This window comes from Amycolatopsis orientalis (assembly GCF_000943515.2).
GTDB lineage: Bacteria > Actinomycetota > Actinomycetes > Mycobacteriales > Pseudonocardiaceae > Amycolatopsis > Amycolatopsis orientalis.
Genome location: NZ_CP016174.1, coordinates 4772114 through 4794254 on the forward strand (window position 1 = coordinate 4772114; position 22141 = coordinate 4794254).

Annotated in this window: 19 protein-coding genes; 10 read left to right on the forward strand and 9 right to left on the reverse strand. The window is 69.2% G+C overall.

Features of this window, described 5'->3' with window-relative positions:
- The first annotated feature begins 171 nt into the window (after positions 1–171).
- Genes SD37_RS20890 through SD37_RS20905 form a run of 4 tightly spaced genes read left to right on the forward strand, consistent with a single transcriptional unit; the run spans position 172 to position 7084 of the window.
- Positions 172–1068, forward strand: coding sequence for an RNA polymerase sigma-70 factor (locus tag SD37_RS20890; RefSeq protein WP_044856574.1), 897 nt, complete (start codon positions 172–174; stop codon positions 1066–1068).
- 31 nt (positions 1069–1099) lie between these two features.
- Complete coding sequence (locus SD37_RS20895; RefSeq protein ID WP_044856575.1) at positions 1100–1858, forward strand: SDR family oxidoreductase; 759 nt, start codon at positions 1100–1102, stop codon at positions 1856–1858.
- Between the two features lie 55 nt (positions 1859–1913).
- The gene (locus SD37_RS20900; RefSeq protein ID WP_145926681.1) at positions 1914–5000 is read left to right on the forward strand and encodes a GH92 family glycosyl hydrolase; all 3087 of its coding nucleotides are present in this window, start codon (positions 1914–1916) and stop codon (positions 4998–5000) included.
- Positions 4997–7084: an FUSC family protein gene (locus SD37_RS20905; protein ID WP_145926682.1), complete on the forward strand. Its 2088-nt coding sequence runs from the start codon at positions 4997–4999 to the stop codon at positions 7082–7084. The genes SD37_RS20900 and SD37_RS20905 overlap by 4 nt, the downstream gene beginning before the upstream one ends.
- Before the next feature lie 44 nt (positions 7085–7128).
- Here SD37_RS20905 and SD37_RS20910 read toward each other — a convergent pair whose 3' ends face one another.
- The 4 genes from SD37_RS20910 to SD37_RS20925 all read right to left on the reverse strand — a co-directional run bounded on the left by SD37_RS20910 (position 7129) and on the right by SD37_RS20925 (position 10136).
- Positions 7129–7773 carry a DUF4360 domain-containing protein gene (locus SD37_RS20910; RefSeq protein WP_044856577.1) on the reverse strand — a complete coding sequence of 215 codons (645 nt, stop codon included), beginning with the start codon at positions 7771–7773 and terminating at the stop codon, positions 7129–7131.
- Between the two features lie 181 nt (positions 7774–7954).
- On the reverse strand, positions 7955–8596 hold the full coding sequence (locus tag SD37_RS20915; protein WP_044856578.1) for a DUF4360 domain-containing protein: 642 nt from the start codon (positions 8594–8596) through the stop codon (positions 7955–7957).
- Between the two features lie 254 nt (positions 8597–8850).
- Positions 8851–9714, reverse strand: coding sequence for an LLM class F420-dependent oxidoreductase (locus SD37_RS20920; RefSeq protein WP_044856579.1), 864 nt, complete (start codon positions 9712–9714; stop codon positions 8851–8853).
- Between the two features lie 11 nt (positions 9715–9725).
- Positions 9726–10136 carry a nuclear transport factor 2 family protein gene (locus tag SD37_RS20925; protein WP_044856580.1) on the reverse strand — a complete coding sequence of 137 codons (411 nt, stop codon included), beginning with the start codon at positions 10134–10136 and terminating at the stop codon, positions 9726–9728.
- Between the two features lie 90 nt (positions 10137–10226).
- Between SD37_RS20925 and SD37_RS20930 the strand changes: the two genes are divergently transcribed.
- Together SD37_RS20930 and SD37_RS20935 are read left to right on the forward strand one after the other, a co-directional pair.
- Complete coding sequence (locus tag SD37_RS20930; RefSeq protein WP_044856624.1) at positions 10227–10715, forward strand: MarR family winged helix-turn-helix transcriptional regulator; 489 nt, start codon at positions 10227–10229, stop codon at positions 10713–10715.
- Positions 10716–10759: 44 nt separating this feature from the next.
- Positions 10760–11749: a malate dehydrogenase gene (locus SD37_RS20935; RefSeq protein WP_044856581.1), complete on the forward strand. Its 990-nt coding sequence runs from the start codon at positions 10760–10762 to the stop codon at positions 11747–11749.
- A 60-nt stretch (positions 11750–11809) separates the two neighbouring features.
- On the opposite strand, the gene SD37_RS20940 is transcribed toward SD37_RS20935, so the two are convergent.
- The gene (locus SD37_RS20940; RefSeq protein WP_044856582.1) at positions 11810–12253 is read right to left on the reverse strand and encodes a hypothetical protein; all 444 of its coding nucleotides are present in this window, start codon (positions 12251–12253) and stop codon (positions 11810–11812) included.
- Position 12254: 1 nt separating this feature from the next.
- Positions 12255–12614 (reverse strand): MerR family transcriptional regulator, encoded by a 360-nt coding sequence (locus SD37_RS20945; RefSeq protein ID WP_065912906.1) that lies wholly within the window; start codon positions 12612–12614, stop codon positions 12255–12257.
- A gap of 55 nt (positions 12615–12669) precedes the next feature.
- On the opposite strand from SD37_RS20945, the gene SD37_RS20950 reads away from it, so the two are divergent.
- Positions 12670–13506 (forward strand): NAD(P)-dependent oxidoreductase, encoded by an 837-nt coding sequence (locus SD37_RS20950; protein ID WP_052675169.1) that lies wholly within the window; start codon positions 12670–12672, stop codon positions 13504–13506.
- A 65-nt stretch (positions 13507–13571) separates the two neighbouring features.
- Positions 13572–16019, forward strand: coding sequence for a DUF6493 family protein (locus SD37_RS20955; RefSeq protein ID WP_065912907.1), 2448 nt, complete (start codon positions 13572–13574; stop codon positions 16017–16019).
- Here SD37_RS20955 and SD37_RS20960 read toward each other — a convergent pair.
- Both SD37_RS20960 and SD37_RS20965 read right to left on the reverse strand, forming a co-directional pair.
- Entirely contained in the window at positions 16002–17135 is a 1134-nt protein-coding gene (locus SD37_RS20960; RefSeq protein ID WP_044856586.1) for an SWIM zinc finger family protein, read from the reverse strand. The two genes, SD37_RS20955 and SD37_RS20960, sit on opposite strands and share 18 nt — an antisense overlap.
- Positions 17136–17248: 113 nt before the next feature.
- Complete coding sequence (locus SD37_RS20965; RefSeq protein WP_044856587.1) at positions 17249–18118, reverse strand: TetR/AcrR family transcriptional regulator; 870 nt, start codon at positions 18116–18118, stop codon at positions 17249–17251.
- 89 nt (positions 18119–18207) lie between these two features.
- Between SD37_RS20965 and SD37_RS20970 the strand changes: the two genes are divergently transcribed.
- Together SD37_RS20970 and SD37_RS20975 are read left to right on the forward strand one after the other, a co-directional pair.
- The gene (locus tag SD37_RS20970) at positions 18208–20007 is read left to right on the forward strand and encodes a right-handed parallel beta-helix repeat-containing protein (protein ID WP_044856588.1); all 1800 of its coding nucleotides are present in this window, start codon (positions 18208–18210) and stop codon (positions 20005–20007) included.
- A gap of 70 nt (positions 20008–20077) precedes the next feature.
- Complete coding sequence (locus tag SD37_RS20975; protein WP_044856589.1) at positions 20078–20704, forward strand: hypothetical protein; 627 nt, start codon at positions 20078–20080, stop codon at positions 20702–20704.
- 18 nt (positions 20705–20722) lie between these two features.
- Here SD37_RS20975 and SD37_RS20980 read toward each other — a convergent pair whose 3' ends face one another.
- A complete protein-coding gene (locus SD37_RS20980) occupies positions 20723–22105 on the reverse strand; it encodes an aminotransferase-like domain-containing protein (RefSeq protein WP_044856590.1) in 1383 nt (460 codons plus the stop codon).
- Between the last annotated feature and the right edge of the window lie 36 nt (positions 22106–22141).

Consider the following 22141-nt stretch of genomic DNA (forward strand, 5'->3'; position numbering starts at 1 on the left):
GATCAGGTACGGACCATCCCGGTGAGCGGTACCCGGACGCGGTGGCGTCCACAGTGGACTCGGCTGGATTCGTAGGGGTGCTCGCGTGCCTGAGGGGAATCGGGGTGGAAGCGGCTTGAAGATCGACGGTTTCGTCATCGACGAGGCTTCCGTGGGCCCTCGGGAGTGTTGATGGACCAGGTCACGGAATTCGAGCGGCTGCGGCCGGTCATGTTCGGGCTCGCGTACCGGCTCCTCGGTTCGGCGGCGGAGGCGGAGGACGCCGTCCAGGACGCCTACCTGCGGTGGGCGGGCGCCGAGCACGAGTCGATCGCGTCGCCGAGGGCGTGGCTGGCGAAGGTGGTCACCAATCTCTGCTTGAACCGGCTGACCTCGGCGAGGGCGCAGCGCGAGCGGTATGTGGGGCCGTGGCTGCCCGAACCCGTGCTGACCTCCGACGACGTGCTCGGTCCGCTGGAGACCGCGGAGCAGCGGGATTCGGTGTCGTTGGCGATGCTGGTGCTGCTGGAGCAGCTCAGCCCGGTCGAGCGGGCGGTGTTCGTGCTGAAGGAGGCCTTCGCCTACAGCCATCGCGAGATCGCCGCGATCCTCGACATCTCCGAGGTCAACTCGCGTCAGCTGCACAGCCGGGCCCGGCGGGATCTCGCCCGGCCGCACGAGCGGCGGGCCCCGGACCCGCACGAGGTCGAGAAGCTCGTCGAGAGCTTCCTGGCCGCGGCCGGGAACGGCGACCTGACCGGGCTGGAGCGGCTGCTCACCGCCGACGTCACGGCGTGGTCGGACGGCGGCGGCAAGGTCACCGCGGCCCGGCGTCCAGTGCACGGCGCGGCGAAGGTCGCGCGCCTGTTCGCCGGGATGTTCACCTGGGCGGCCGGTGTGTCGATCGAGATCGGCGAGGTCAACGGCGGTCCCGCGGTGATCGGGACGGCGGGCGGCGCTGTGTACGGCATCCTCGGGTTCGAGGTGGTGGACGGCCGGATCGCCGGGCTCCGCACGGTCGTGAATCCGGACAAACTCACATTCCTCTCCCGGCAGCTGTCACATTCCGGGTGGCCCGCCGGTTCTTGAGGGCGGAAGCTCTCGAGAACGGAGGACCAAGGTGGCGAAACCGATTCTGGTGACCGGCGGGACCGGCGATCTGGGCCGCGAGGTGGTGCGGCTGCTGCTGGACGACGGCGTGGCGGTCCGGGTCATGAGCCGTCGGCCGCGTCCGCCCGAGGTGTCCCATGAATGGGCCCGGTGTGATCTGCGGACCGGCGAAGGCCTCGCCGAGGCTGTCGACGGGGTGTCGGCGATCGTCCATTGCGCGTCGACGCTGGGTCGCGGGGACGAACAGGTCACGCGGAACCTGGTGGAGGCGGCGCGGCGGGCCGGGAGCCCGCATCTGGTGTACATCTCGATCGTCGGCATCGACGTGATCCGGTTCTTCTACTACGACGAGAAGCTGGCCTCGGAGAAGGTGATCGAGGAGTCCGGTCTGCCGTGGACGGTGCTGCGCGCGACGCAGTTCCACGAACTCGTCGCGCGGGCGTCGGCGGTGCAGCGGTGGCTGCCGGTGACGTTCATGCCGTCCGGGTTCCGGTTCCAGCCGGTCAGCACCGGCGACGTCGCGGCGAGGCTGGTCGCGCTGGCGTGCGGTGAGCCGTCGGGGCGGGTGCCGGATCTGGGCGGCCCGGAGGTGCGGACCGCCCGCGACCTGGCCCGGGCCTACCAGCGTTCGGTGGGGCGGCGGAAGCCGATCGTGCCGCTGTGGCTACCGGGCAAGGCGTCCCGGGCGTTCCGGGCGGGCGGCAACCTGACGCCGGGGAACGCGACCGGCGTGGGCACGTTCGAGGAATTCCTGGAGACCCGCGTTTAGTCCTCTGGATGCGGCACGCCGAGCCGTGCTCCCGTGGGCGAGTTACGGTGGCCTGGTGATGATCACCGGGTTCTTCTCCTCCTTCGAAGCGGGTGATCCGCAGCCGGTGGATCCGGCTCTGCGTGTGGGCACCGGACCGCGGTCGTCACCGACGGCGAAACCGGGTGTCGGGTTCACCGGCGCGCGGGCCCTCCGCTTCGAGGGCACCGTCCGGGCGACGTTGTTCGAGGTGGACGTCGAGGTCACCGCCGACACCGAACTGTCCTATGTGGTCTTTCCCGAGGCCGAGCCCGACGCCGTCCCCAGTTACCGCAGCACGTTCGTAACGCTGGACGTCGAGTTCGCCGACGGGACGGCCGCCGGGTTCAGCGCCACCGCGCAGGGCCTGGACAAGACGCTGTACGTCGATCAATGGAACCTGGTGCGCCGCCGCCTCGGGGGCTTCGCCGGACGGCGGATCACCCGGATCGTCCTGATCGGCGAACCCCCGGACGGCGGCGGAAGCGCGGGCTGGCTGGACGACGTCCGGATCGCCGAGCGCGCGGTCGCGATCCGGGAACCGGTCGAGCACGTCCGCACCACCCGCGGCACGCATTCCAGCGACAAGTTCTCGCGGGGCAACAACTCCCCCGCCACGGCCGTGCCGCACGGCTTCAACTTCTGGACCCCGGTCACCGACGCGGGCGTCACCAACTGGCTCTACAGCTACCACCGGCACAACGACGCCGCGAACCGCCCGGCCCTGCAGGCGTTCGCGTTGTCGCATCAGCCGAGCCCGTGGATGGGCGACCGGCACACCTTCCAGGTGATGCCGGGGATCGGCGCGGTCGAACCGGACCGGGCCCGGCGCGCGCTGGCGTTCTCCCATGAGGACGAGATCGACCGGCCGCATCACTACGGTGTCCGGTTCGCCAACGGCGTCACCGCCGACCTCGCGCCGTCGGATCACGCGGCGATCCTGCGGTTCACCTTCCCAGGCGAGCGCGGCTGGCTGCTGTTCGACAACGCCCGCAACCGGGGCGGGCTGCGGCTCGACGCGGCGAACGGCGTGATGACGGGGCATACGTGGGTCCGCAGCCGGCTGTCGGCCGGTGCGCGGCGGATGTTCGTGCACGCCGAGTTCGACGTCCCGGCCGAGCGCGGCGGGAAGATCCGCCGCCCGTTGTGGCGGACGGTGACCGGGTTCCTGGAGTTCGCCGCGGGTGAGGTGACAATGCGGATCGCGACGTCGCTGATCAGCCTCGCGCAGGCGAAGCGGAACCTCGACCTGGAGATCCCCCCGGGAACGACCTTCGAACAGGTCCGGGAGCGGGCCCGCGCGCGGTGGGCCGAGGTACTGGGCCGCGTCGAGATCGAGGGCGCGACCGAGGATCAGCGGAACACGTTCTACTCCAACCTCTACCGGCTCTTCCTGTATCCGAACTCCGCGCACGAGGACACGCCGAAGGGCGTTCGCCACGCGAGCCCGGTCATCCGCCGGTTGCGGCCGAGCACCCGCACCAGGACAGGCGCGAAGATCGTCGACGGCGAGATGTACGTCAACAACGGCTTCTGGGACACCTACCGCACCACGTGGCCGGCGTACGCCCTGCTCACGCCCGGCCGGTGTGGGCGGATGATCGACGGTTTCGTCCAGCAGTACCGCGAGGGCGGCTGGATCTCGCGGTGGTCCTCCCCCGGTTACGCCGATCTCATGACCGGCACCAGTTCCGACGTCGCGTTCGCCGACGCGTATCTCAAGGGGGTGCGGGGATTCGACGTCGAGGCCGCCTACGAGGCGGCGCTGAAGAACGCGACGGTGACCCCGCGCGGGCGGCACGTCGGCCGGAAGGGCCTGCACGAGTCGATCTTCCTCGGGTTCACGCCGACGTCGGTCCATGAGGGCCTGTCCTGGACACTGGAGGGTTGCGTCAACGACTTCGGCCTGGCCAATCTCGCCGAAGCACTCGGCCGCCCCGACGACGCCGCGTACTTCCGGCAGCGTTCACAGCAGTACGCCAACCACTTCGATCACCTGATCGGCTTCTTCCAGGGCCGTAACCGCGACGGCAGCCGTCACTTCGCCGCCGAGGGGTACGACCCGGAGGCGTGGGGCGGCGACTTCACCGAGACGAACTCGTGGAACACCGCCTTCTCCGTCCCCCACGACGGCGCCGGGCTCGCCGCGCTGCACGGCGGCACCGAAGCGCTCGAGTCCAAACTGGACACCTTCTTCGCGACACCGGAGACCGGCCGCAAACCGGGTTCCTACGGTGGGCTGATCCACGAGATGACCGAGGCCCGCGACGTCCGGATGGGCCAGTACGGGCATTCCAACCAGCCGTCGCACCACATTCCCTGGATCTACAACCACGCCGGCGCGCCGTCGAAGACCCAGCGGATCGTGCGCGAGGTCCTGCGGCGGCTCTACGTCGGCGGCGACCTCGGCCAGGGCTATCCGGGTGACGAGGACAACGGCGAGATGTCCGCCTGGTACGTCTTCGGCGCGCTCGGGTTCTACCCGCTGGCCATGGGCAGCCCCGAGTACACGATCGGCTCGCCGCTGTTCACGAAGGCGACCGTCCATCTGGAGAACGGGAAGGACCTGGTCGTCAAGGCGCCCGGCAACACCGAGGACACCGTGTACGTCCACGGGCTGACGATCGACGGACGCCCGCACGAGAGCACCACCCTCCCGCACGCGCTGCTGGCCGGGGGCGCGGTGCTGGAGTTCACGATGGGCGAACAGCCGTCGGAGTGGGGCCGGTCCCCCGCCGTCCCGGCCGATCCGCGCCCGCTCACCGACATCACCGCGGGAGCCGGTGCCCTGTTCGACGACACCACCAAGACCGAGGTCACCTTCCCGGCACGCGGGCTCGTCATCGACTTCCCGGTCGAGGACGGTTCCCGTGAGGTGGTGATGTACACGCTGACCTCGGGAAGCCGCCGGGGTGATCCGCGGTCGTGGGTGCTGGAAGGGTCCGACGACGGCGAGCACTGGGTGCTGCTGGACCAGCGTGAGGGTGAGACGTTCCGCTGGCGCCGTCAGACGCGGCCGTTCGCCCTCGCGGAGCCTGCGAGGCACGCCCGTTACCGTCTTCGTGTCACCTCGTCCACCGCCCGGCGGGTCACCCTCGCCCAAGGAGAGCTGCTCGCCCGATGATCTCCCGCATCACCCAGGCCACGACCGATCGTCTGGTCGCCTCCGATCCCGGCCTGGTCCGGCTCCGGCTCGGTTTCTCGGCCGTGCTCAGCATCGTCGTCGCCGTACTGGCCATCCTGCCGTTCCACCAGCCGCTCACGGTCACGCTCGTCGCCGCGATCGCCGCGATGACGTCCGCCTTCACCGTCAACGACGCCACCCCTGGACAGCAGGCGGTGACCTTGGTGCTGGGGTTGCTGCTCGGCGCGGGGTCGCTCACCGCGGCGAGTGTGGGTTCGGCGGTGCCGCCACTGGACAGCGTCGTGTTCGTGCTGCTGATCTTCGTCGCGGTCTACGCGCAGCGCTTCGGCTCGCGCGGGATCGCGCTGGGATCGCTGTCGTTCTTCCTGTTCTTCTTCGCGATGTTCCTGCAGACGCATCTGAAGCAGGTCCCGGCGCTGCTGCTGGCGCTGACGATCGGGATCGCGGCCAACGCGGTGGTCCGGTTCGTCCTGCTGCGCAGGCGTACCGACGCGGAGTTCCTGCGGATCCGGCGGGCGTTCCGGGCGCGGCTCGCGGCGGTGGTGCGGGCGGCCGAGGACTACCTCGCGGTCGGTGGCAGCGAGCGCACCCGCAAACGGCTCCGCACCGCCAACTCCCGGCTGCACGAATCGGTCCTGCTCATCGAGGACACCGCGCCCGAGGTGGCGGGGGCGGACTCGGCGAACCGGCTCCGCCGCCGCGCGATCGAGGTCGAGCTGGCGGTGCAGTGGCTGACGATCACCGTGCAGCGCACCTGCGCGGAGGAACTCGGCGAGGACGTCCGGGACGATCTGATCGCGCGGCTGCGGCGGTTCCGCTCGCTGATCGAACGTGACCCGCGGGAGCTGCCGCTGATCAGCGAGACCGAAGAGTTCAGCAGGATGCTGGTGGAAGGCAGCCGGATCGACGAGCACGCCGCACCGGGTGACGGGGTCCGCCGGGCCATCGCCGAACTCGCGCTGGCCGACGTACGGGCGCAGCGGGTCGCCGAACACGACGTGTCCGACACCGCCGACGATCCCGAAGACCCCGACGAGGGGAAGTCGGCGGCGTTCGCCTACGACAACCAGACCCGCAGCGCCATCCAGGCCGTGGTGGGCGGCGGGCTCGCCGTCCTCGGCGGGGAGCTGGTGTCGAGCCAGCGGTGGTACTGGGCGGTCCTGACGGTGTTCGTGGTGTTCATCGGCTCGTCGACGGCGGGTGCGACGTTCGTGAAGGGCGTCCGGCGGCTCGGCGGCACGCTGATCGGCATCGTCGGCGGGCTCGTGCTGACGCTGCTGGTGTCGGGCAGTGTGCCGGCGACGCTGGCGCTGATCCTGGTGTGCGTGTTCGGCATGGTCTACATGGCGCGCGTGTCGCAGGTGATCATGGCGTTCTTCATCACCAGCATGCTGGGTCTGCTCTACAGCCTGCTGGGGACGTTCAGCCTGGAGGTGCTGTGGATCCGGGTCGCCGAGACCGCGGTGGGCGCGGCGGCCGGGGTGCTGGCGGCGGTGGTGATCGTGCCGGTGCGCACCCGTGCGGTGATGCTGGACGACGTCTCGTCGTTGCTGGACGAACTGGACGAGTTCGTGGCGAAGGCCGCGGGGCTGTTGTCCGGCGCGGAGAACGTGAGTGTCATCGAGAAGTCGCGTGACCTGGACAGGGCGGTGGACAAGGTGCGCACGACGATCGAGCCGCTCACCCATCCGGTGAACCTCAGCAGCCGCCGTGACTACGGCTGGCATGTGCTGACGACGGTGGAGACGATCGCCTTCCGCGCCCGGCATGTCGCGGCGCGGTCGCAGGCGGGGCTGCTGGTGAACGAGGCGGATCGGCTGCTGCTGTTCACCGGGCGGATCCGGGGGAACATCGCCATGCTGGGGAAGGCGATCGGCGCTCCCGGCGGGTCCGGGCACGGGACGCTGGTCCGGGACGACGGCACGCCGGTGGCGGACCGGATCGACGATCCGCAGGCGCGGTCGGTGCTCACCAGTCTCGGGCATCTCGACGAGACGGTGATCGCGCTGGGCCGCGCGTTCGGGGTGGAGGCCACCGATCCAGCGCCGTCGGGGAAAGGCTGACGGCCTTCTTCGCCGGGTTCGAAGAAGGCCGCCGCCGCACCGGATCAGTTCTTCGGTTTGGGACAGGGTTTCCAGGAGAAGTGGTAGGTGGTCTTGATGGCGCCGTCGGTGGAGTCCATGGTGACGAAACTGGTGGTCTTCTTCGGATCGGAAGTGCCGACCGCGGCCCGCAATTCCGTGTTGATGTTGAAGTTCCGGTCCTCACCGCAGGGCTTGTAGACGATCGCGCCGACTTCGATTTCGTCGGTGAACTGCCAGTTGTCCTCGACCGGGCCTTTCAGGTTGTGGTTGACGTAGGATGTCGGCGAATTGCCTTGGAAGTAATAGTTCGCCCGTTCCAGTCCGGTGGCGCCCGCGGCCAATGAGGCGAAGCCGCGGTAATCGGCGCTCGCGATACCGTAGGTGAATCCCTGCGGCACGTGGACATAGAGGTTCAGCTGGCAGTTCTTGCGCAGATCGGTCGGTTTCGCGCCGACGCCGACCTGGGCGGTGTATTCGCTGTAGGTGACCGTGAACGCGGTGTTGTCCGGTGATACGGAAACAGCCGCGGTACCCGGTCTGCAGCCGGTCCCGTTGACGGTCACGACATCGATGATTATCTTGTCGGCCGGAGCGGGCGGCGGCACCCAGCCATTCGGTGTGACAACCGAGGAGAAAAGCGTTACGGCAGCAACCAGCGCATTGAGCATGGGATCCTTCCCAAAACTTCCACACGGCGGGGAACTGGGCGAATTCAAGGGTAGCTTCACGATCTTTTCCCGGCCGCCGAGCGAGCGGCGACGTCCTGGTCCAGCACGGCCAAGACCCTGGACCGGACACGGGTGGGACGGCCTTCTTCCAGGCGGGAAGCAGGCCGTCACCCTGGCGATGTCAGGAGGTCGGGCAGGTCTTCCACGAGAAGTGGTAGGTGGTCTTGACCGCTCCGTCGGTCGAATCCATCGTGATGAAACTGGTGGTCTTCTTCGGATCCGAGCTGCCCGCGGCGACCCGCAGTTCCGTGTTCACGTTGAGATTTCGGTCTTCGCCGCACGGCTTGTAGACGATGACGCCGCCTTCGGCCTCGTCACGGAATTGCCAGTTGTCCGACAAGGGGCCGTTGAGCGGGTGACTCACGTGCGCGGTCGGCGAATTGCCTTGGAAGTAGTAATTCGCCCGCTGCAGTCCCTTGGCGCCGGATTCGAGCGAGGCGAAACCGCGGTAATCGGCGCTCGCGATACCGTAGGTGAATCCCTGCGGCACGTGGATGTTGAGATTCAGCTGACAGTTCTTCCGGATGTCGGTCGGTTTCGCGCCGACACCGACCTGGGCGGTGTATTCGCTGTAGGTCACGGTGAAGGAACTGTTGTCCCTGGCGACGGCGATGGCCGACGAACCCGGCGGACAGCCGGAGCCATTGACGGTGACCACGTCGATGACGACGCGGTCCGGCGGCGGTCCCGGCGGCGGCGACCAGCTGTTCGGTGTTATTATCGACGAGAAAAGTGACACGGCGGCCACTACTGCATTGAGCATGGGGTCCTTCCCAAAACTTCCACACGGGGGCGGGGAACTGGGCGGACTCATGTTAGCGAAACGATCTTCACGGCGCCGCCCGCCGATCGGACGAAGCAGTCCCGGCAATCGGTTCATGAAATTGTTTTATGGCCTGTAACCGTTTTCCGGGGCGACCGGAAACACCGGCCGCCCCGGAAAACACCATTCGGTTCGCACGATATGAAAAGGCGGCCGCCGAACTGGCGTTGACGATTCCACCAAGACAACCGCGATCAGGCGGCGGCGAGGCTCGTGGCTTCGGCGAGCACCGCCACCGCATCCGGCCGCCACGGGCCCGCGGTGATCACCACCGCGTGGTCGATTCCCCAGGACGCGAACTCCTCGCACCGGCGGGCGAAGTCCACTGAGGACTCCCCCGGCGCCAGGCGGGTCGCGATGGTCTTCTCGATCTCCCCGATGGGCCGTCCGAGATCCGCGCAGTGCCGGGCGAGGACGTCCAGATGCCCGCGTACGGTCGCGCCACCGTCCGGGACGTCGAAGAGGTTGCACGCGTCGGCGTACCGGGCGACGAGCCGCAGGGTCTTGTTCGGCCCGGTCCCGCCGATGAGCACCTTCGGCCGTCGCACCGGCGGAGGGTTGCCGACCGGGCGCTCCAGCCGGTAGTGGCGCCCGGTGAACGCCGAGGTGTCGCCGTCCCACATGCGGCCGGCGATCTGGAGCGTCTCCTCCAGCCGTTCGAACCGTTCGGCGACCGGCGGCAGCGACAGACCCATCGCGCGGGCCTCGTCCTCCTGGTAACCCGCGCCGATCCCCAGCCAGGCCCGGCCCCGTGAGAGGACGTCCAGGGTGGTGACCGCCTTCACCAGCAGGGCCGGGGCGCGGAAGGTCGCGGCGCTGACCATCGTGCCGAGCCGGATCCGGGATGTCGCCGAGGCGAGATACCCCAGGGTCGTGTACGCCTCCAGCATCTCCGAGTCCGGAGCGCTGCCGGGCGCCGTCTGCAGCAGATGGTCCGCCACCCACAAAGTGTCCAGGCCGCCCTCGTCGGCGGCAGCGGCGACCGCGGTGAGCCCGTCGACCAGCCCGGCCTGCCCGCCGGGCCAGGAGAAGTCGGTGATGCTGACGCTGATACGCATGACGTTCCCTCTCATCTTCCCGGGGCTTCGGGACGCGTGAAGGCCGGTGGGCCGCCGATCGGGCTCAGGTGGATGCCCGCGATGAGCCAGCGGTCGCCGTCGCGCACGAACACATGGGTGACGCGGAACCGGCCGTCGACGCGGTGCCCCTGATGTGTGCCCTCCTGGGCGTGTACTCCGACGGACACGGCGGCGGCGCCGTAGTCGCGGACCTCCACCTCGGTCCAGCCGAGTTTCTCGGTGACCAGGTCGCCGTCGCGATAACGCTCCAGCCACCGCGGTTTGCCGAGTACGAAGCCCAGCGGCCCCACCAGGGTGAAGTCGGGCGTGGTCATCGCGTCGAGTGCTTCGGTATCGCCGCGCACCTCGGCGTCGGCCCAGCGGGCCCCGAGGTCGCGGATCTCTTTCTCTGTACCGCGCATGGGATTTCCTCCGTTCGTTCGATATCGCTAACGTTAGATATCGAACGATTTGATGTCAAACCCTTAGATTCATGGTCTATGCTGCGGGACGTGCAGAAACCGACCGCGGCACCCATCGGCGTCGTCCTCGCCAAGACCGCCAAGACCGTCGGGCGCGCCTTCGACCAGGCCCTGGCCACCGAAGGCGGCTCCCAGCCCGTCTGGCAGATCCTCATCACGCTCAAAACCCGGCGCGTCGCCAACCAGCGAGAACTCGCGGCCGCGGTCGGCATCCAGGGCGCCACCCTCACCCACCACCTGAACGCGATGGAGAACACAGGACTGATCACCCGGCGACGTGATCCGGACAACCGGCGGATCCATGTCGTCGAACTCACCGACGAGGGTGAAACCGTCTTCCACCGCCTGGCCAAAGCCGCGATCGCCCACGACAAACGGCTCCGAGCCGGATTCAGCGCCGAAGAGATCACCACACTGGCCGGCCTGCTGTCGCGACTCGCCGCGAACGTGACCGGTGGCGGCATCGATCAAGAAAACAGTGACTGGACGCACCCGAACGGCGACACAGGACAGGACTAGCATCGCGGTACAAAGTCGATGTCGCCTCAAGCTGGAGAACCGCAATGACCCAAGCCCCTGTCAACGTCACCGTCACCGGTGCGGCCGGCCAGATCGGCTACGCGCTGCTCTTCCGCATCGCGTCCGGTCAGCTGCTCGGCCAAGACACCCCGGTGAAACTGCGGCTCCTGGAGATCCCGCAGGCGGTCAAGGCGGCTGAGGGCACCGCGATGGAACTCGAAGACGGCGCGTTCCCGCTGCTCGCGGGCATCGACATCTTCGACGACGCGAAGCAGGCCTTCGCGAGCGCGAACGTCGCCCTCCTCGTCGGCGCCCGCCCCCGTGCCAAGGGCATGGAGCGCGGCGACCTGCTCGAGGCCAACGGTGGCATCTTCAAGCCGCAGGGCGAGGCCATCAACGCCGGCGCGGCCGACGACATCAAGGTCCTCGTGGTCGGCAACCCCGCCAACACCAACGCCCTCATCGCCCAGGCGCACGCGCCCGACGTCCCGGCCGAGCGCTTCACCGCGATGACCCGCCTCGACCACAACCGCGCCCTCGCGCAGCTGTCCAAGAAGCTGGGCGTACCGGTGACCGAGCTGAAGAAGGTCGCGATCTGGGGTAACCACTCCGCGACCCAGTACCCGTCGATCGCGCACGCCGAGGTGTCCGGCAAGCCCGCGACCGAGGTGCTCACCGACCAGCAGTGGCTGGCCGACGACTTCATCCCCACCGTCGCCAAGCGCGGCGCGGCGATCATCGAAGCCCGCGGCCTGTCCTCCGCCGCGTCGGCCGCCTCCGCGGCGATCGACCACGTTCACACCTGGGTCAACGGCACCCCCGAGGGTGACTGGACCTCGGCGGCGGTCGTGTCCGACGGCTCCTACGGCGTCCCGGAAGGCCTGATCTCCTCGTTCCCGGTCACCGCCGCGAACGGCGAGTACAAGATCGTCCAGGGCCTGGAGATCGACGACTTCTCGCGCGCCCGCATCGACGCCTCGGTCAACGAGCTGGCCGAAGAGCGCGACGCGGTCAAGAAGCTCGGCCTCATCTGAGCCTGAACCACCGACGGAAAAGGCGGCCGTGTCCCCGGGGCACGGCCGCCTTTTCCGTTGTCAGGCGAAGAACTCCCGCGACGGCCGGGGCACCCACAACAACACGACCAGTACGACCTGGGCGAGACCGACCACCGGGATCACCGCGTGGAACATCGGCGAAGACGTCCACGAGAACACGCTCAACACCAGCGACAACAGCTGGGTGGCCGTGGTCAACCGCCGCGTCCACCGCTGCCCGGTCGCGAGCTTCCACGCCGGAACCACACACAACACCAGCAGGATCCCGTGGAACACCGCCCCCGACTCGATCGCGACCGCGGCGGACCGCTCGACCTCGGCCTGACCGAACCCCGGATACCGGGTCGCGATCTGCGTACGCAACGCGTTCTCGTTGGCCCACAACACCAGCGGCACCACCAGATGACTCACCGCCACCGCGATCAGCAACGCCCGCGACACCCGGATCGCACCCGGAACCGGCGTACCCGTGATCGTCGGCATCTCAGCCCCCCCGCCGTTCCGCACCGATGATCGTGTCGAGGTTCGCGCGCGTGGCCTCCAGCTCACCGATCGCCTCGTCGATCCGCGCACGCTGCTGCCGCAATGCCTCGGTCAGCTCCGGGCAATCCGGCGTCAGCCAGCCGTCCTCGTCGACGATGCACGGCAGGATCTCCAGGATCTGCGCGGTGTTCAGCCCCGCCCCGAGCAGGATCCTGATCCGCCGCACCGCCGCCACATCCGCGTCGCCGTACACGCGATACCCACTCGGCCGCCGCAGCGGCGTCAGCAGCCCCTGCTCCTCGTAGTACCGCAACGCACGCTCGCTGACCCCCGTCCGCCGCGCGAGTTCCCCGATCCTCATCCCCCACCCCCACGACTTGACTCTGACGTCAATGTCAAGGTTTAGCTTAGCCGCCATGACCACCGTGACCGTCCTCGGACTCGGCCCCATGGGACACGCCCTCGCCGCCGCGTTCGCCGCCGCCGACCACCCCACCACCGTGTGGAACCGCACCCCTGGCAAGGAAAACGGCCTCGCCGTCACCACCGCCCCGACCGCCGCCGAAGCCATCGCGGCCAGCCCGCTCGTCGTCGTCTGCGTCCGCGACTACACCGCCGCCCGCTCGGTCCTCGACACCGACGCGCTCACCGGACGCACCCTGGTGAACCTCACCGGCGGATCACCACGACAAGCCCTCACCATGGCGGACTGGGCGGCCGGACACGGCATCGACTACCTCGACGGCGTGATCATGGCGACCACCGGCGCGATCGGCGGCCCGGACGCGTCCTTCTTCTACAGCGGCCCCGCCGACGTCTACCGGAAACACCGGGACACCCTCACCGCACTCGGCGAGAACATGCAGCACGTCGGCGACGATCCCGGCCGGGCCGCCGCGTTTGACGCCTCCCTGCAGGACATGCTCTGGACCTCCATGAGCGGCGTGATCCACATGCTCGCCCTCGCCAAAGCGGAGAACATCGACGCCACCGACATCGCCACACACGCCAAAGCACTCCTCGGCTTCTTCCCGGACATGATCGACCTCCTCGCCGACCAGGTCTCCACCGACCGCTACCCCGGCGACTACGGCACACTCGCCTCCACCGCGGCGACGATGGACCACATCCTCGACACCGTCCGGGCCCGCGACCTCGACAACGGCGTCCTCACCGCCGCCCGCGCCCACGTGCAGCGAGCGATCGACACCGGCCACGGCTCCGACGGCTTCGGCAGACTCGCCACCCTCTGACCCCACCCCTCGTGAGTGGTAATGAGGGTTAGAACCGTCATTACCACTCACGACACAATGGGGCCGTGCACTTGAACGCGCTCCTCACCGGCCAGCCGTCGGAAGTCCTCACCCGGACCCTCGCGCTCTCCCGCGCCGAGCGGAAAGCCCTGATCCCCGAACTCCTGGCCGCGTTCAAGGACAGCAGCGAGTTCACCGAGATCGAACCCGACACCTACGGCGCCCGAAACCCGCTCAAAGGCCAGCAAGCCGCGACCGCCCTCTGGGCCACCCTCCCCGCCGCCGACCCCCTCCTCGGCAAACTCTGGATCGCCTCACCCACGATCCTCGAACGCGTCCTGCAGGACCGGCCCCTCGCCGAACGCAAGACGATGGCCCTCCGCCTGATCCGGCACCAGACCGCCTGGGAAGCCATCCGCCGCATGGTCCGCGACGGCGACCTCGAACCCATCCGGACACCCGACTATTACGCGGGCTGGTTCCGCTGGGCCGGCCGCTTCGGCGGCAAACCCCTCACCGAACGCCTCCGGACCGAACCCGGAGCCCTCACCGAACTCTGGGAACTGCTCACGGTCGAAGGCACCGGGGACACCAGCTTCGCGGCCTTCGACAAGTACGTCCGCGACGAGGACAAATGGTCCACCGCGCTGCTCGAACTGACCAAGACCGGCGAACTCGACCGCACCAGGCTCCTCGACCTCACCCTCGACGTCCTCGCCCGCGACTTCGCCGCCTTCCGCGCCCAGTGGTACGCCGCACTTCACGAAGCCCTCACCCCCACACCGGACGAGCGCACAGCGGCCCAAACCCGCTACGCCCGGCTCTGCGGAAGCAGCCTCCCCCGCACCGTCTCCTTCGCCGTCAAAGCACTGTCCCTAGTGGACAAACAAGGCACACTCGACGACGAAGTCGCACTCCAGCACCTCCCCGCGGCCGCGGCCGGACGCGGCGCCGCCACCGCCAAACTCGCCCTCAAACTCGCCGGACGCATCGCCGACCGGCGCCCCGAACTGACCGACCTCGCCAACGAAGTCTTCGAAGCCGCACTCACCCACGAAGCGTCCGACGTCCGCACCCTCGCCACCACCAGACTCGGCGTCACCCCGGACACGACACCCACCGTCGACCCCGCCGAGTACCCCGAACCCGTACGCCCGCCATGGCACCAGCGCCGGATGCTGACCATCCCCCTCGACATCCCCGACACCCCGGCCGCGGTCGCGGAAGCCCTCTCCTCCCTCCTCGCCGACCCCGACCAGGCCGACCTCCTCCTCGCCGCCCTCGACGGCGCCCACCGGGTCGCCGGCGAACTCCAAGACGCCCTCAAACCCCTGGTGAAACGCGCCACCAAGATAGCGGGCGAGAAATACGGCCCGGCCGTACCGAAACTGATCGCCACCCTCGTCCTCGGCCTCGCGGGCCGCGACGTCACCCGCCCACCCCAGGTCGGCGGCTGGCGCCGCCCACTCCACCACCGGGTCACCGCGCTGCTCGACGGCACCGCCGTACCCGTCTCCGCCGCCACCCACCAAGGCGGCTGGCTCGACCCTGTCGTCTTCGTCTCCCGCATGCTCGAACACCCCGACGCGGCCAAGGACGACGTCGTCGACGCGCTACTCAGACTCGCCCCCGACACCCGGCCCGAAGCCCTCGCACTCGCCTCGGCACTCACCGGCCCGCACGCCGACACCATCCGCTACGCCCTCGGCGGACCGGCCATCGAAGACACCGGCTGGACTGCCCTCGCCGCCGCCCGCGCCCGGCACCCCGAATCCGCCGACCCCGCCGCGGCACTGCGCGGCGAACCCGGACCGCCGATCACCTGGACGGCCAAGGTCGGCCTCGGCGAATACGGCATCGACTCACTGGCGATCGAACGAAACCCGGATCCGGTCCCACCGAAGACCCCTTGGCTGGGCATGCTCTTCGACGGCCCACCCCCCGAATGGCTCGGCTTCACCGATTGCCACGAAGCGGTCTTCTCGCCCTACGACCGTGACCACCTGGAAGCCGCCGTCGCCGGGGACCTGTTCTTCAACGACTTCGAAGTCGGCTACCCCGTGGAGAAAGCCGCGCTGCCCCCGTTCCTCGACAGCCCCTCGGTCCCAGGGTTCCCTGGCACGATGCTCATCGCCACCACCCTCGCGCTGAAACGCCCCACCGCCGTCCAGCTCGGCACGGACGCCGCGCTGACCCTCTTCGACCGGCGCCTGCTCGGCCCCCGCGCACTCGGCGAGGCATTGGGTGCACTCGGCTCTCACCTCGTCCCGACGAGACTGGCTCCCCGGCTTTTGATCATCGCTAACGACCATCCGAGCGCGATCCTGTCCACACTGGACACATTGCTTCCGAAGCTGGAACCCACCCACCGCGGCATCTTCGCGCTGCTGGAACTCGCCGCGGACCTCGTGGACCGCGGCGCGGGCACGATCAGCGCCGAAACGAAGGACTGGCTGGCGGGATTCAAAGGCAGTTCAAAAGCCGCGAAGGCCGCCTCACGACTCAGCCGCTGAAATCCGGGCCGCCAAGACATGCGAACACGGTCCACGAGTCTCCTGATGCTTGGCCCACCAGGCACACGTGCACCCGGCAGGCATCAGCCGGACGCGCTGCACCGAGCCGCCGCGCGTGATCTCGTAGCCACCGTCGGGCAGCAGCCGGACGGCTCCGGCCGCGACGAGTTCACGCGCCTTCGCCAGCCGCCCGTTCGCCGGAGCGCTCCCGCTCGGAAGCTCACGCGGAAACCACCTGCCGTCGACGACGTCATGGCCGGCGCGACCTGCCACCGGCTCCGGCGCTTCGAGCCCTCCGGCCAGCGCGTTCAGCCAGCCGCCCTCGCCCGAGAAGCCACGGGACGGCTCCGGCGACAGCGTCACGGCGAGTCGCGCGCGTTCCAGCTGGAGCACCCAGGTCGCGACCTCGCTGTCCGGTCGCGTGTGGACGGTCAAGCCCTGGACGAACCGGATGAGCGGCTCGACCACCCGCAGCCGATGGAGCCCGCCGGCCGGGATCGAGTCCCCGCCCGACCGTGACGTCAACCGAAGCCCGCGACCGGACGCGACCGCCCACGACCTGCCGACGGCGACCGGAAGCCGCCGCAGGAAGTTCCGTGCCTCCAGCTTGTCCAGCTCGGCCTTCTTCACCGCGCCCGCCGTGACGGCGGCGACCTCGGCGAAGCCCGACACCCAGCGATCCGGCAGCGGCACCACGGACTCGTCGTTCTGCCCGTCCAGCGTGCGGAGCCGGATCCCCTCGCCGCGAACGGTCAGGTGCAACGGATCCTGCGCCACGACCCCGGCCAGGACGGTCCGCGTCGCCTCGGACAGATCGACGTTGGTACAGCCTTCGCCGAGACCGCCCACCTCCGGCAGATCGAGTCTGGCGTACACACCGCAGCACGGCGAAAAAGCTTCCGCGCGCAGTGTCGTCCGGTCTGCGGTGAAGACCGGATCGGATTCGGCGATGAGCCGATTCACCATGGACGGCGGCATCCAGAACCGCGTGCGGGCGACCTTCCCCAGCACCAGCAGCGCCTGAGCCGCCTGCGCCCCCGCTTCGAGGAAACCCTCGAAGAGCACCGGCGTCCGAAGGCTCTCCTCGACCTGCTCCAGCAAGACCTCGGTGATCACCAGGCCACCCTAGCCAGGACCCCCGACAGTCTTTGCGGGTTTTCCTGCTGTCTTAATTTGATCTTGTATGTCGCCCGGCTGAATAGGTCGTTATACACTTAACAAAACCGACGTCAGTCCACATGAGCCTGGCGTCGGCGGTAGGCGCGCTGCTGGCAGGCCCTCGAACAGTAGGCCCGTGGCCTGCCCCGTCCTCCCCCGTCCAAGGGCTTGCCGCACGCGGCGCACTCCCCTCCCCTGTTTTCGTCACGGATAACCTCACTCCCCTGCCCGTCGACGAGCGCCTGGACGCCGTCGAGGGTGCGCTGCAGCCCGAATTCGAAGGGATCGAGCGGGGCGTCCATCCCACCCTCCTTCCACAACCTCTCCAGGGCCGGATAGGCGTCCAGCCGCTCGAAGAGGGACTCGCGTTCACTCCACCAGCGCTCGTGGGACACGCCCGTGCGCCGCTGAAGTTCCGCGGTCTCCCCCGCCTGCCGCGCGACGGACTCGACGAACCCGCCCACCAGGTTCACCACCGCGATCACCTGCGCCGGCGCGAGACCGCTCCGCGCGGCCACATCCAGGGCGTGGTCGTACCCGGCCATGATGTTCGGGCCCGGCAGACGGCGGGTTCCGGCACTGTGGACCAGCCACGGATGGTGGCGGTATCTCTCCCATGCCCGCCGGGCCCACCGTTCGAGGCCCTCTCGCCAGCCGAGTCCGTCCGCGGGCCGCACCGGGAACTCGCCGTACACGGCGTCACGCATGAGTTCCACCAGTTCCGCCTTGCCGGGAACGTACCGGTACAGCGACATGGTGGTGGTACCGAACCGTTCCGCGACCTTGCGCATGGACAGCGCCGCGAGTCCTTCGGCGTCCGCGACTTCGACGGCCGCCGCGACGATCCGCCCGAGGCTCAACCCGGGCCGCTCCGGCTCGGACGCACCCCAGAGCAACTCGATCGCGCGCTCAGGATCGGGCTGCGCGTCCTCTTCCGTCACCGGCTACTCCCTTGACGCTGCTCACTCGTACGTGTTTAGGTAATAAACTCCAGTATATCCCATAAACCGCGTGACAGGAGCGCTTCAGCATGCCTGAAATCAGGTTCTTCGTCTCCCCTGACGGCAAGGACGACTGGCCCGGTACCGCCGACCAGCCCTTCGCCACCCCGAACGCGGCACGCGAAGCCGTCCGCGCCGCCACCGCCGGAATGACCGGCGACATCATCGTCACCTTCACGGCAGGCGTCCACCACCTCGAAGAACCCCTCGTTTTCGAGGGCGAGGCCGGCGATTCCGGTATGCACGGTTTCCGCGTGATCTACCAGGCGCAAGGCTACGGAACACCCGAGCAGGCGAAGGTCGAACTGAGCGGCGGCCGCGAGATCACCGGCTGGACGGAAGGCGACGACGGCGTCTGGACGGCGCCGATCGGCGACCTGACGCCTCGACGGCTCACTGTCGACGGCCATCCTGCGGCACGGGCGGCTCGAACGAACGGCTTACCGGGAGCCGTGACGAAAATAGCCACCGGTTACGTCACAGACAGCGTAGAGCCTCAGTCGTGGCCGGACCCGTCCGGGCTGGAGTTCGTCTACCCCGGCGTCTACCCGTGGTCGGAAGCCCGGCTCGCGGTCGCGTCGATCTCCGGCGACGACTCCTCGACCACCATCACCATGGCTCAGCCCGCCTTCGACAACGCCAAGTCCCTCTACGACGCCCAATGGCACGGCGCCGGCGGAGACGGCAGCTGGGACGGTCTCGCCTCCCCTTCCGTACTCGAGAACAACGTGGCCTTCCTGACCGAACCGGGCACCTTCGCCGTCAGCCGCACCGATTCCGACGGCCACGTCCTGCACTACCGTCCGCGCCCCGGCGAGGCGATCGGCGAGACGAGCGTCGTCGCCCCCGTACTCGAAACGCTCATCAGCGGCCGAGGCGTGCACGACCTCGTGGTGCGCGGCTTCACCCTCACCGACGCGGCCTGGTCGGGCCCCACCCGCACCGGCGGCTACCTCCACTATCACGGCAACGCCCGCCACGAGCGGGGCGGTTTCCAGAAGATCGACCTCGGCGCGGACGTGGGCTATGTCCATGTGCCGTCTGAGCCGGTCCAGCTACCAGCCAACGTCAGCCTCACGTCGGCCAGCCGGATCACCATGGAGGGCAACCGTTTCACCAGACTCGGCGCCGGAGCACTCCTGATCGAGGACAGCACCGATGTCGCGATCCGGGCGAACACGTTCGACGAGATCTCCGGCAGCGGGATCGCGGTCCACACGAGCACCCGGGTCTCCGTCGAGGACAACCTCGTCCACCACATCGGCACCGAGTACCGCGGCTCGCCCGCCGTCCTCGTCGTCGAGTCCGCGGAGACGACCGTGGCGCACAACGAGATCCACGATGTCCCGCACAACGGCATCGTGATCACCGGCGGCGAGCGGGCCAAGGGCACCCAGGTGCTCTCGAACCTCGTCGAACGCAGCATGGGGAAGCTGATGGACGGCGGCGGGATCTACCTCTCGGCCCCGCAGGGCTCGTCGTTCGCCGGCGGGGCGATGGTCCGCGGCAACGTGATCCGCGACGTCCTCACCTCGTACAACTTCGGCCTCTACGCCGACTACGGCGCGGCGTGGATCACCGTTCTCGGCAACATCGTCCACCGGGCCGACACCCCGATCGTGCTCCAAGTGGGCCCGCCGATGGAGAACGTCGTCTTCGCGGGCAACTTCTGGGATGTCCTGCCCGACGGTCACGACACCCCGCCCGAGACGGTGATCGTGGCCGGGAACACCGTGCTGCCCAAGGAGAACTTCGACGACGCCGCCCAGGCCGATCCGGCGGCCGCCGACATCCTCGCGAGGGCGGGACGCCGGGGTCTGCAACGATGATCACCGCTCCTGCCGGGCGCGAGTCCGGCAGGAGCCACCACGGCCACGATTCCCGAGGAGACCGCACGCCATGCCGACCCAGTCCACGGAAGCCCCCGGGACCCGCCGCCTCGCGCGGATCGCGACCGAGGTGCTCGCCCCCTGGGTCTGGGTGCTCGGCCTGCCCCTGATCGTCGCGTGGCAGGTCACCGGTCACCACGTCGGCGAGACGGTGCTCTGGGGCCTGATCGTCGGCGTCACCGGCTCCCTCATCCCGATGGCCGTGATCGTGCGTGGCGCCCGGAAAGGCAAATGGGACAGCCACCACGTCACCGATCGAGCCGGGCGGCTCGTCCCGTTCGCGGTCTGCATCGGTTCGCTGACCGCCGGGTTCGCCGTCCTGATCGCCGGTGGCGCCCCGCACGAGATGATCGCGCTCGCGGCCGCCGAACTCGTCTGCCTGGTCGCCGCGCTCGCGATCACCTTCGGGCTCGAGTTCAAGATCTCGATGCACGCGATGGTGGCGGCGGGCGCGGCCGTGATGCTGATCCGCGTCTACGGCCCCTGGTCGGCGCTGGTCTTCCTCGGCGTCGGCTGGGTCTGCTGGTCCCGCGTCGAACTCGGCGACCACACCAAAGCCGAGGTCACCGCCGGCCTGGGTGTCGGCGTCGTCCTCGGCGGTGGTGTTTACCTTCTCCTGGACGCGATTTTGGCGTGAGTCGCGCCGTATAGGTCGTTATACACTTTGGTTGAGCCGCCGGATCCCTTCGGTGAGTTCGGCGATGTCGGCGGCGGCGGCGAAGCCGAGTCTGAGGAACGGTCCGGACGGCTCGGTGGCGAAGAACCGCTCCCCTGCCCCGACCACGACTCCCCGCTCCCGCGCCGCACGGGCGAGGGTGTTCGGGTCGCTCCCCACCGGTAGCCGTACCCATAGATGCAGTCCGCCTTCGGGCAGCCGCGTGACAGTCCACTCAGGACACTCCCCCGCCAGCGCCGCGGCCGCCTTCCCGCATCTTTCCCGTAGTTCCGCGCCCAGTTTCCGCACGTGCCGTTCCCAGGACGGCGCGCTGAGCAGTTCGAGGGCCGCCTCTTGCAGCGGGCGCGAGACGAAGAAGTCGTCGACCCGCCGGATCGCCTTCATCCGGTCGAGGACCGGACCGCGGGCGATCAGCGCGCCGATCCGCAGACTCGGTGCGGCCGCTTTGGTCACCGAGGTCAGGTGGACGACGGTGCCGTCACGGTCATCAGCGATCAGCGGACGCGGTGCCGTGGCCCCGTGCGAGAGATACCGGGCGAAGTCGTCCTCCAGTACGAACGCGCCCGCCGCACGCGCCACGTCGAGGACCTGGGCGCGGCGCCCGGCCGCCAGCACCGTCCCGGTCGGGTTGTGAAAAGTGGGCTGGCAGCAGAAGAGCCGGGCCCCGGTCATGGCGAACGCCTCGGCCAGCAGGTCGGGGCGGACGCCGTCGTCGTCGATCGGGACCGGCACCGGGCGGAGTCCGGCCGCTCGCGCGGCGGCCAGCGCACCGGGGTACGTCGGTGATTCGACGAGCACCGGGCTGCCGGGTGCCGCGATCGCCCGGAACGCCATGGAGAGCCCGCTCTGGCCGCCGGCGGTGATCAGCACGTCGTCCGGTGACGCGCCGGCCGGGCCCGCGAACACCGCCCGCAGCGCGGCGAGCCCGGCGGCGGGCGCGCGATCCCAGGCGTCCGGGCGGCGGCCTGCCCGCGCGAGTGCCGCGCTCAGGAACCGGGTGGCCTGCAGTGATCGGTGCGGATAGCCGCCGTCGAGCAGGATCGCGCCGTCCGGTGGCGGTCCCGAGGTCCCGGTGAGGGACCGGGTGTCGACGCTGCGATCGGTCAGCGCGACGGTCTGCCAGGCCGTGTCGACCGGTTCTCCGGCCGTCCTCGGCTTCGCCGCCACGTAGGTCCCGCTACCGGGGCGGGTCACGACGGCGCCTTCCGCGGCCAGCAGGGCGATCGCGCGCGAGACCGTCACCGGGCCGACCCGGTAGCGCTCGATCAGCTCGCGACTGCTGGGCAACCGGTCCCCCGGCGCCGCCGCGCGGACCAGCGAACGCAGCTGAGCCGCCAAGGTGGAAGTGCTACTGTCGGACATGAAGGAACATGATAGTGCTACTGGGAACCGGGCGGA

What these genes read in the sequence shown, in the direction of transcription:
- SD37_RS20890 (WP_044856574.1), top strand. Translation starts at nt 172, where the DNA reads ATGGACCAGGTCACGGAATTCGAGCGGCTGCGGCCGGTCATGTTCGGG.
- SD37_RS20905 (WP_145926682.1), top strand. Translation starts at nt 4,997, where the DNA reads ATGATCTCCCGCATCACCCAGGCCACGACCGATCGTCTGGTCGCCTCC.
- SD37_RS20910 (WP_044856577.1), bottom strand. Translation starts at nt 7,773, where the DNA reads ATGCTCAATGCGCTGGTTGCTGCCGTAACGCTTTTCTCCTCGGTTGTC.
- SD37_RS20915 (WP_044856578.1), bottom strand. Translation starts at nt 8,596, where the DNA reads ATGCTCAATGCAGTAGTGGCCGCCGTGTCACTTTTCTCGTCGATAATA.
- SD37_RS20920 (WP_044856579.1), bottom strand. Translation starts at nt 9,714, where the DNA reads ATGCGTATCAGCGTCAGCATCACCGACTTCTCCTGGCCCGGCGGGCAG.
- SD37_RS20925 (WP_044856580.1), bottom strand. Translation starts at nt 10,136, where the DNA reads ATGCGCGGTACAGAGAAAGAGATCCGCGACCTCGGGGCCCGCTGGGCC.
- SD37_RS20935 (WP_044856581.1), top strand. Translation starts at nt 10,760, where the DNA reads ATGACCCAAGCCCCTGTCAACGTCACCGTCACCGGTGCGGCCGGCCAG.
- SD37_RS20940 (WP_044856582.1), bottom strand. Translation starts at nt 12,253, where the DNA reads ATGCCGACGATCACGGGTACGCCGGTTCCGGGTGCGATCCGGGTGTCG.
- SD37_RS20945 (WP_065912906.1), bottom strand. Translation starts at nt 12,614, where the DNA reads ATGAGGATCGGGGAACTCGCGCGGCGGACGGGGGTCAGCGAGCGTGCG.
- SD37_RS20950 (WP_052675169.1), top strand. Translation starts at nt 12,670, where the DNA reads ATGACCACCGTGACCGTCCTCGGACTCGGCCCCATGGGACACGCCCTC.
- SD37_RS20970 (WP_044856588.1), top strand. Translation starts at nt 18,208, where the DNA reads ATGCCTGAAATCAGGTTCTTCGTCTCCCCTGACGGCAAGGACGACTGG.
- SD37_RS20975 (WP_044856589.1), top strand. Translation starts at nt 20,078, where the DNA reads ATGCCGACCCAGTCCACGGAAGCCCCCGGGACCCGCCGCCTCGCGCGG.
- SD37_RS20980 (WP_044856590.1), bottom strand. Translation starts at nt 22,105, where the DNA reads ATGTCCGACAGTAGCACTTCCACCTTGGCGGCTCAGCTGCGTTCGCTG.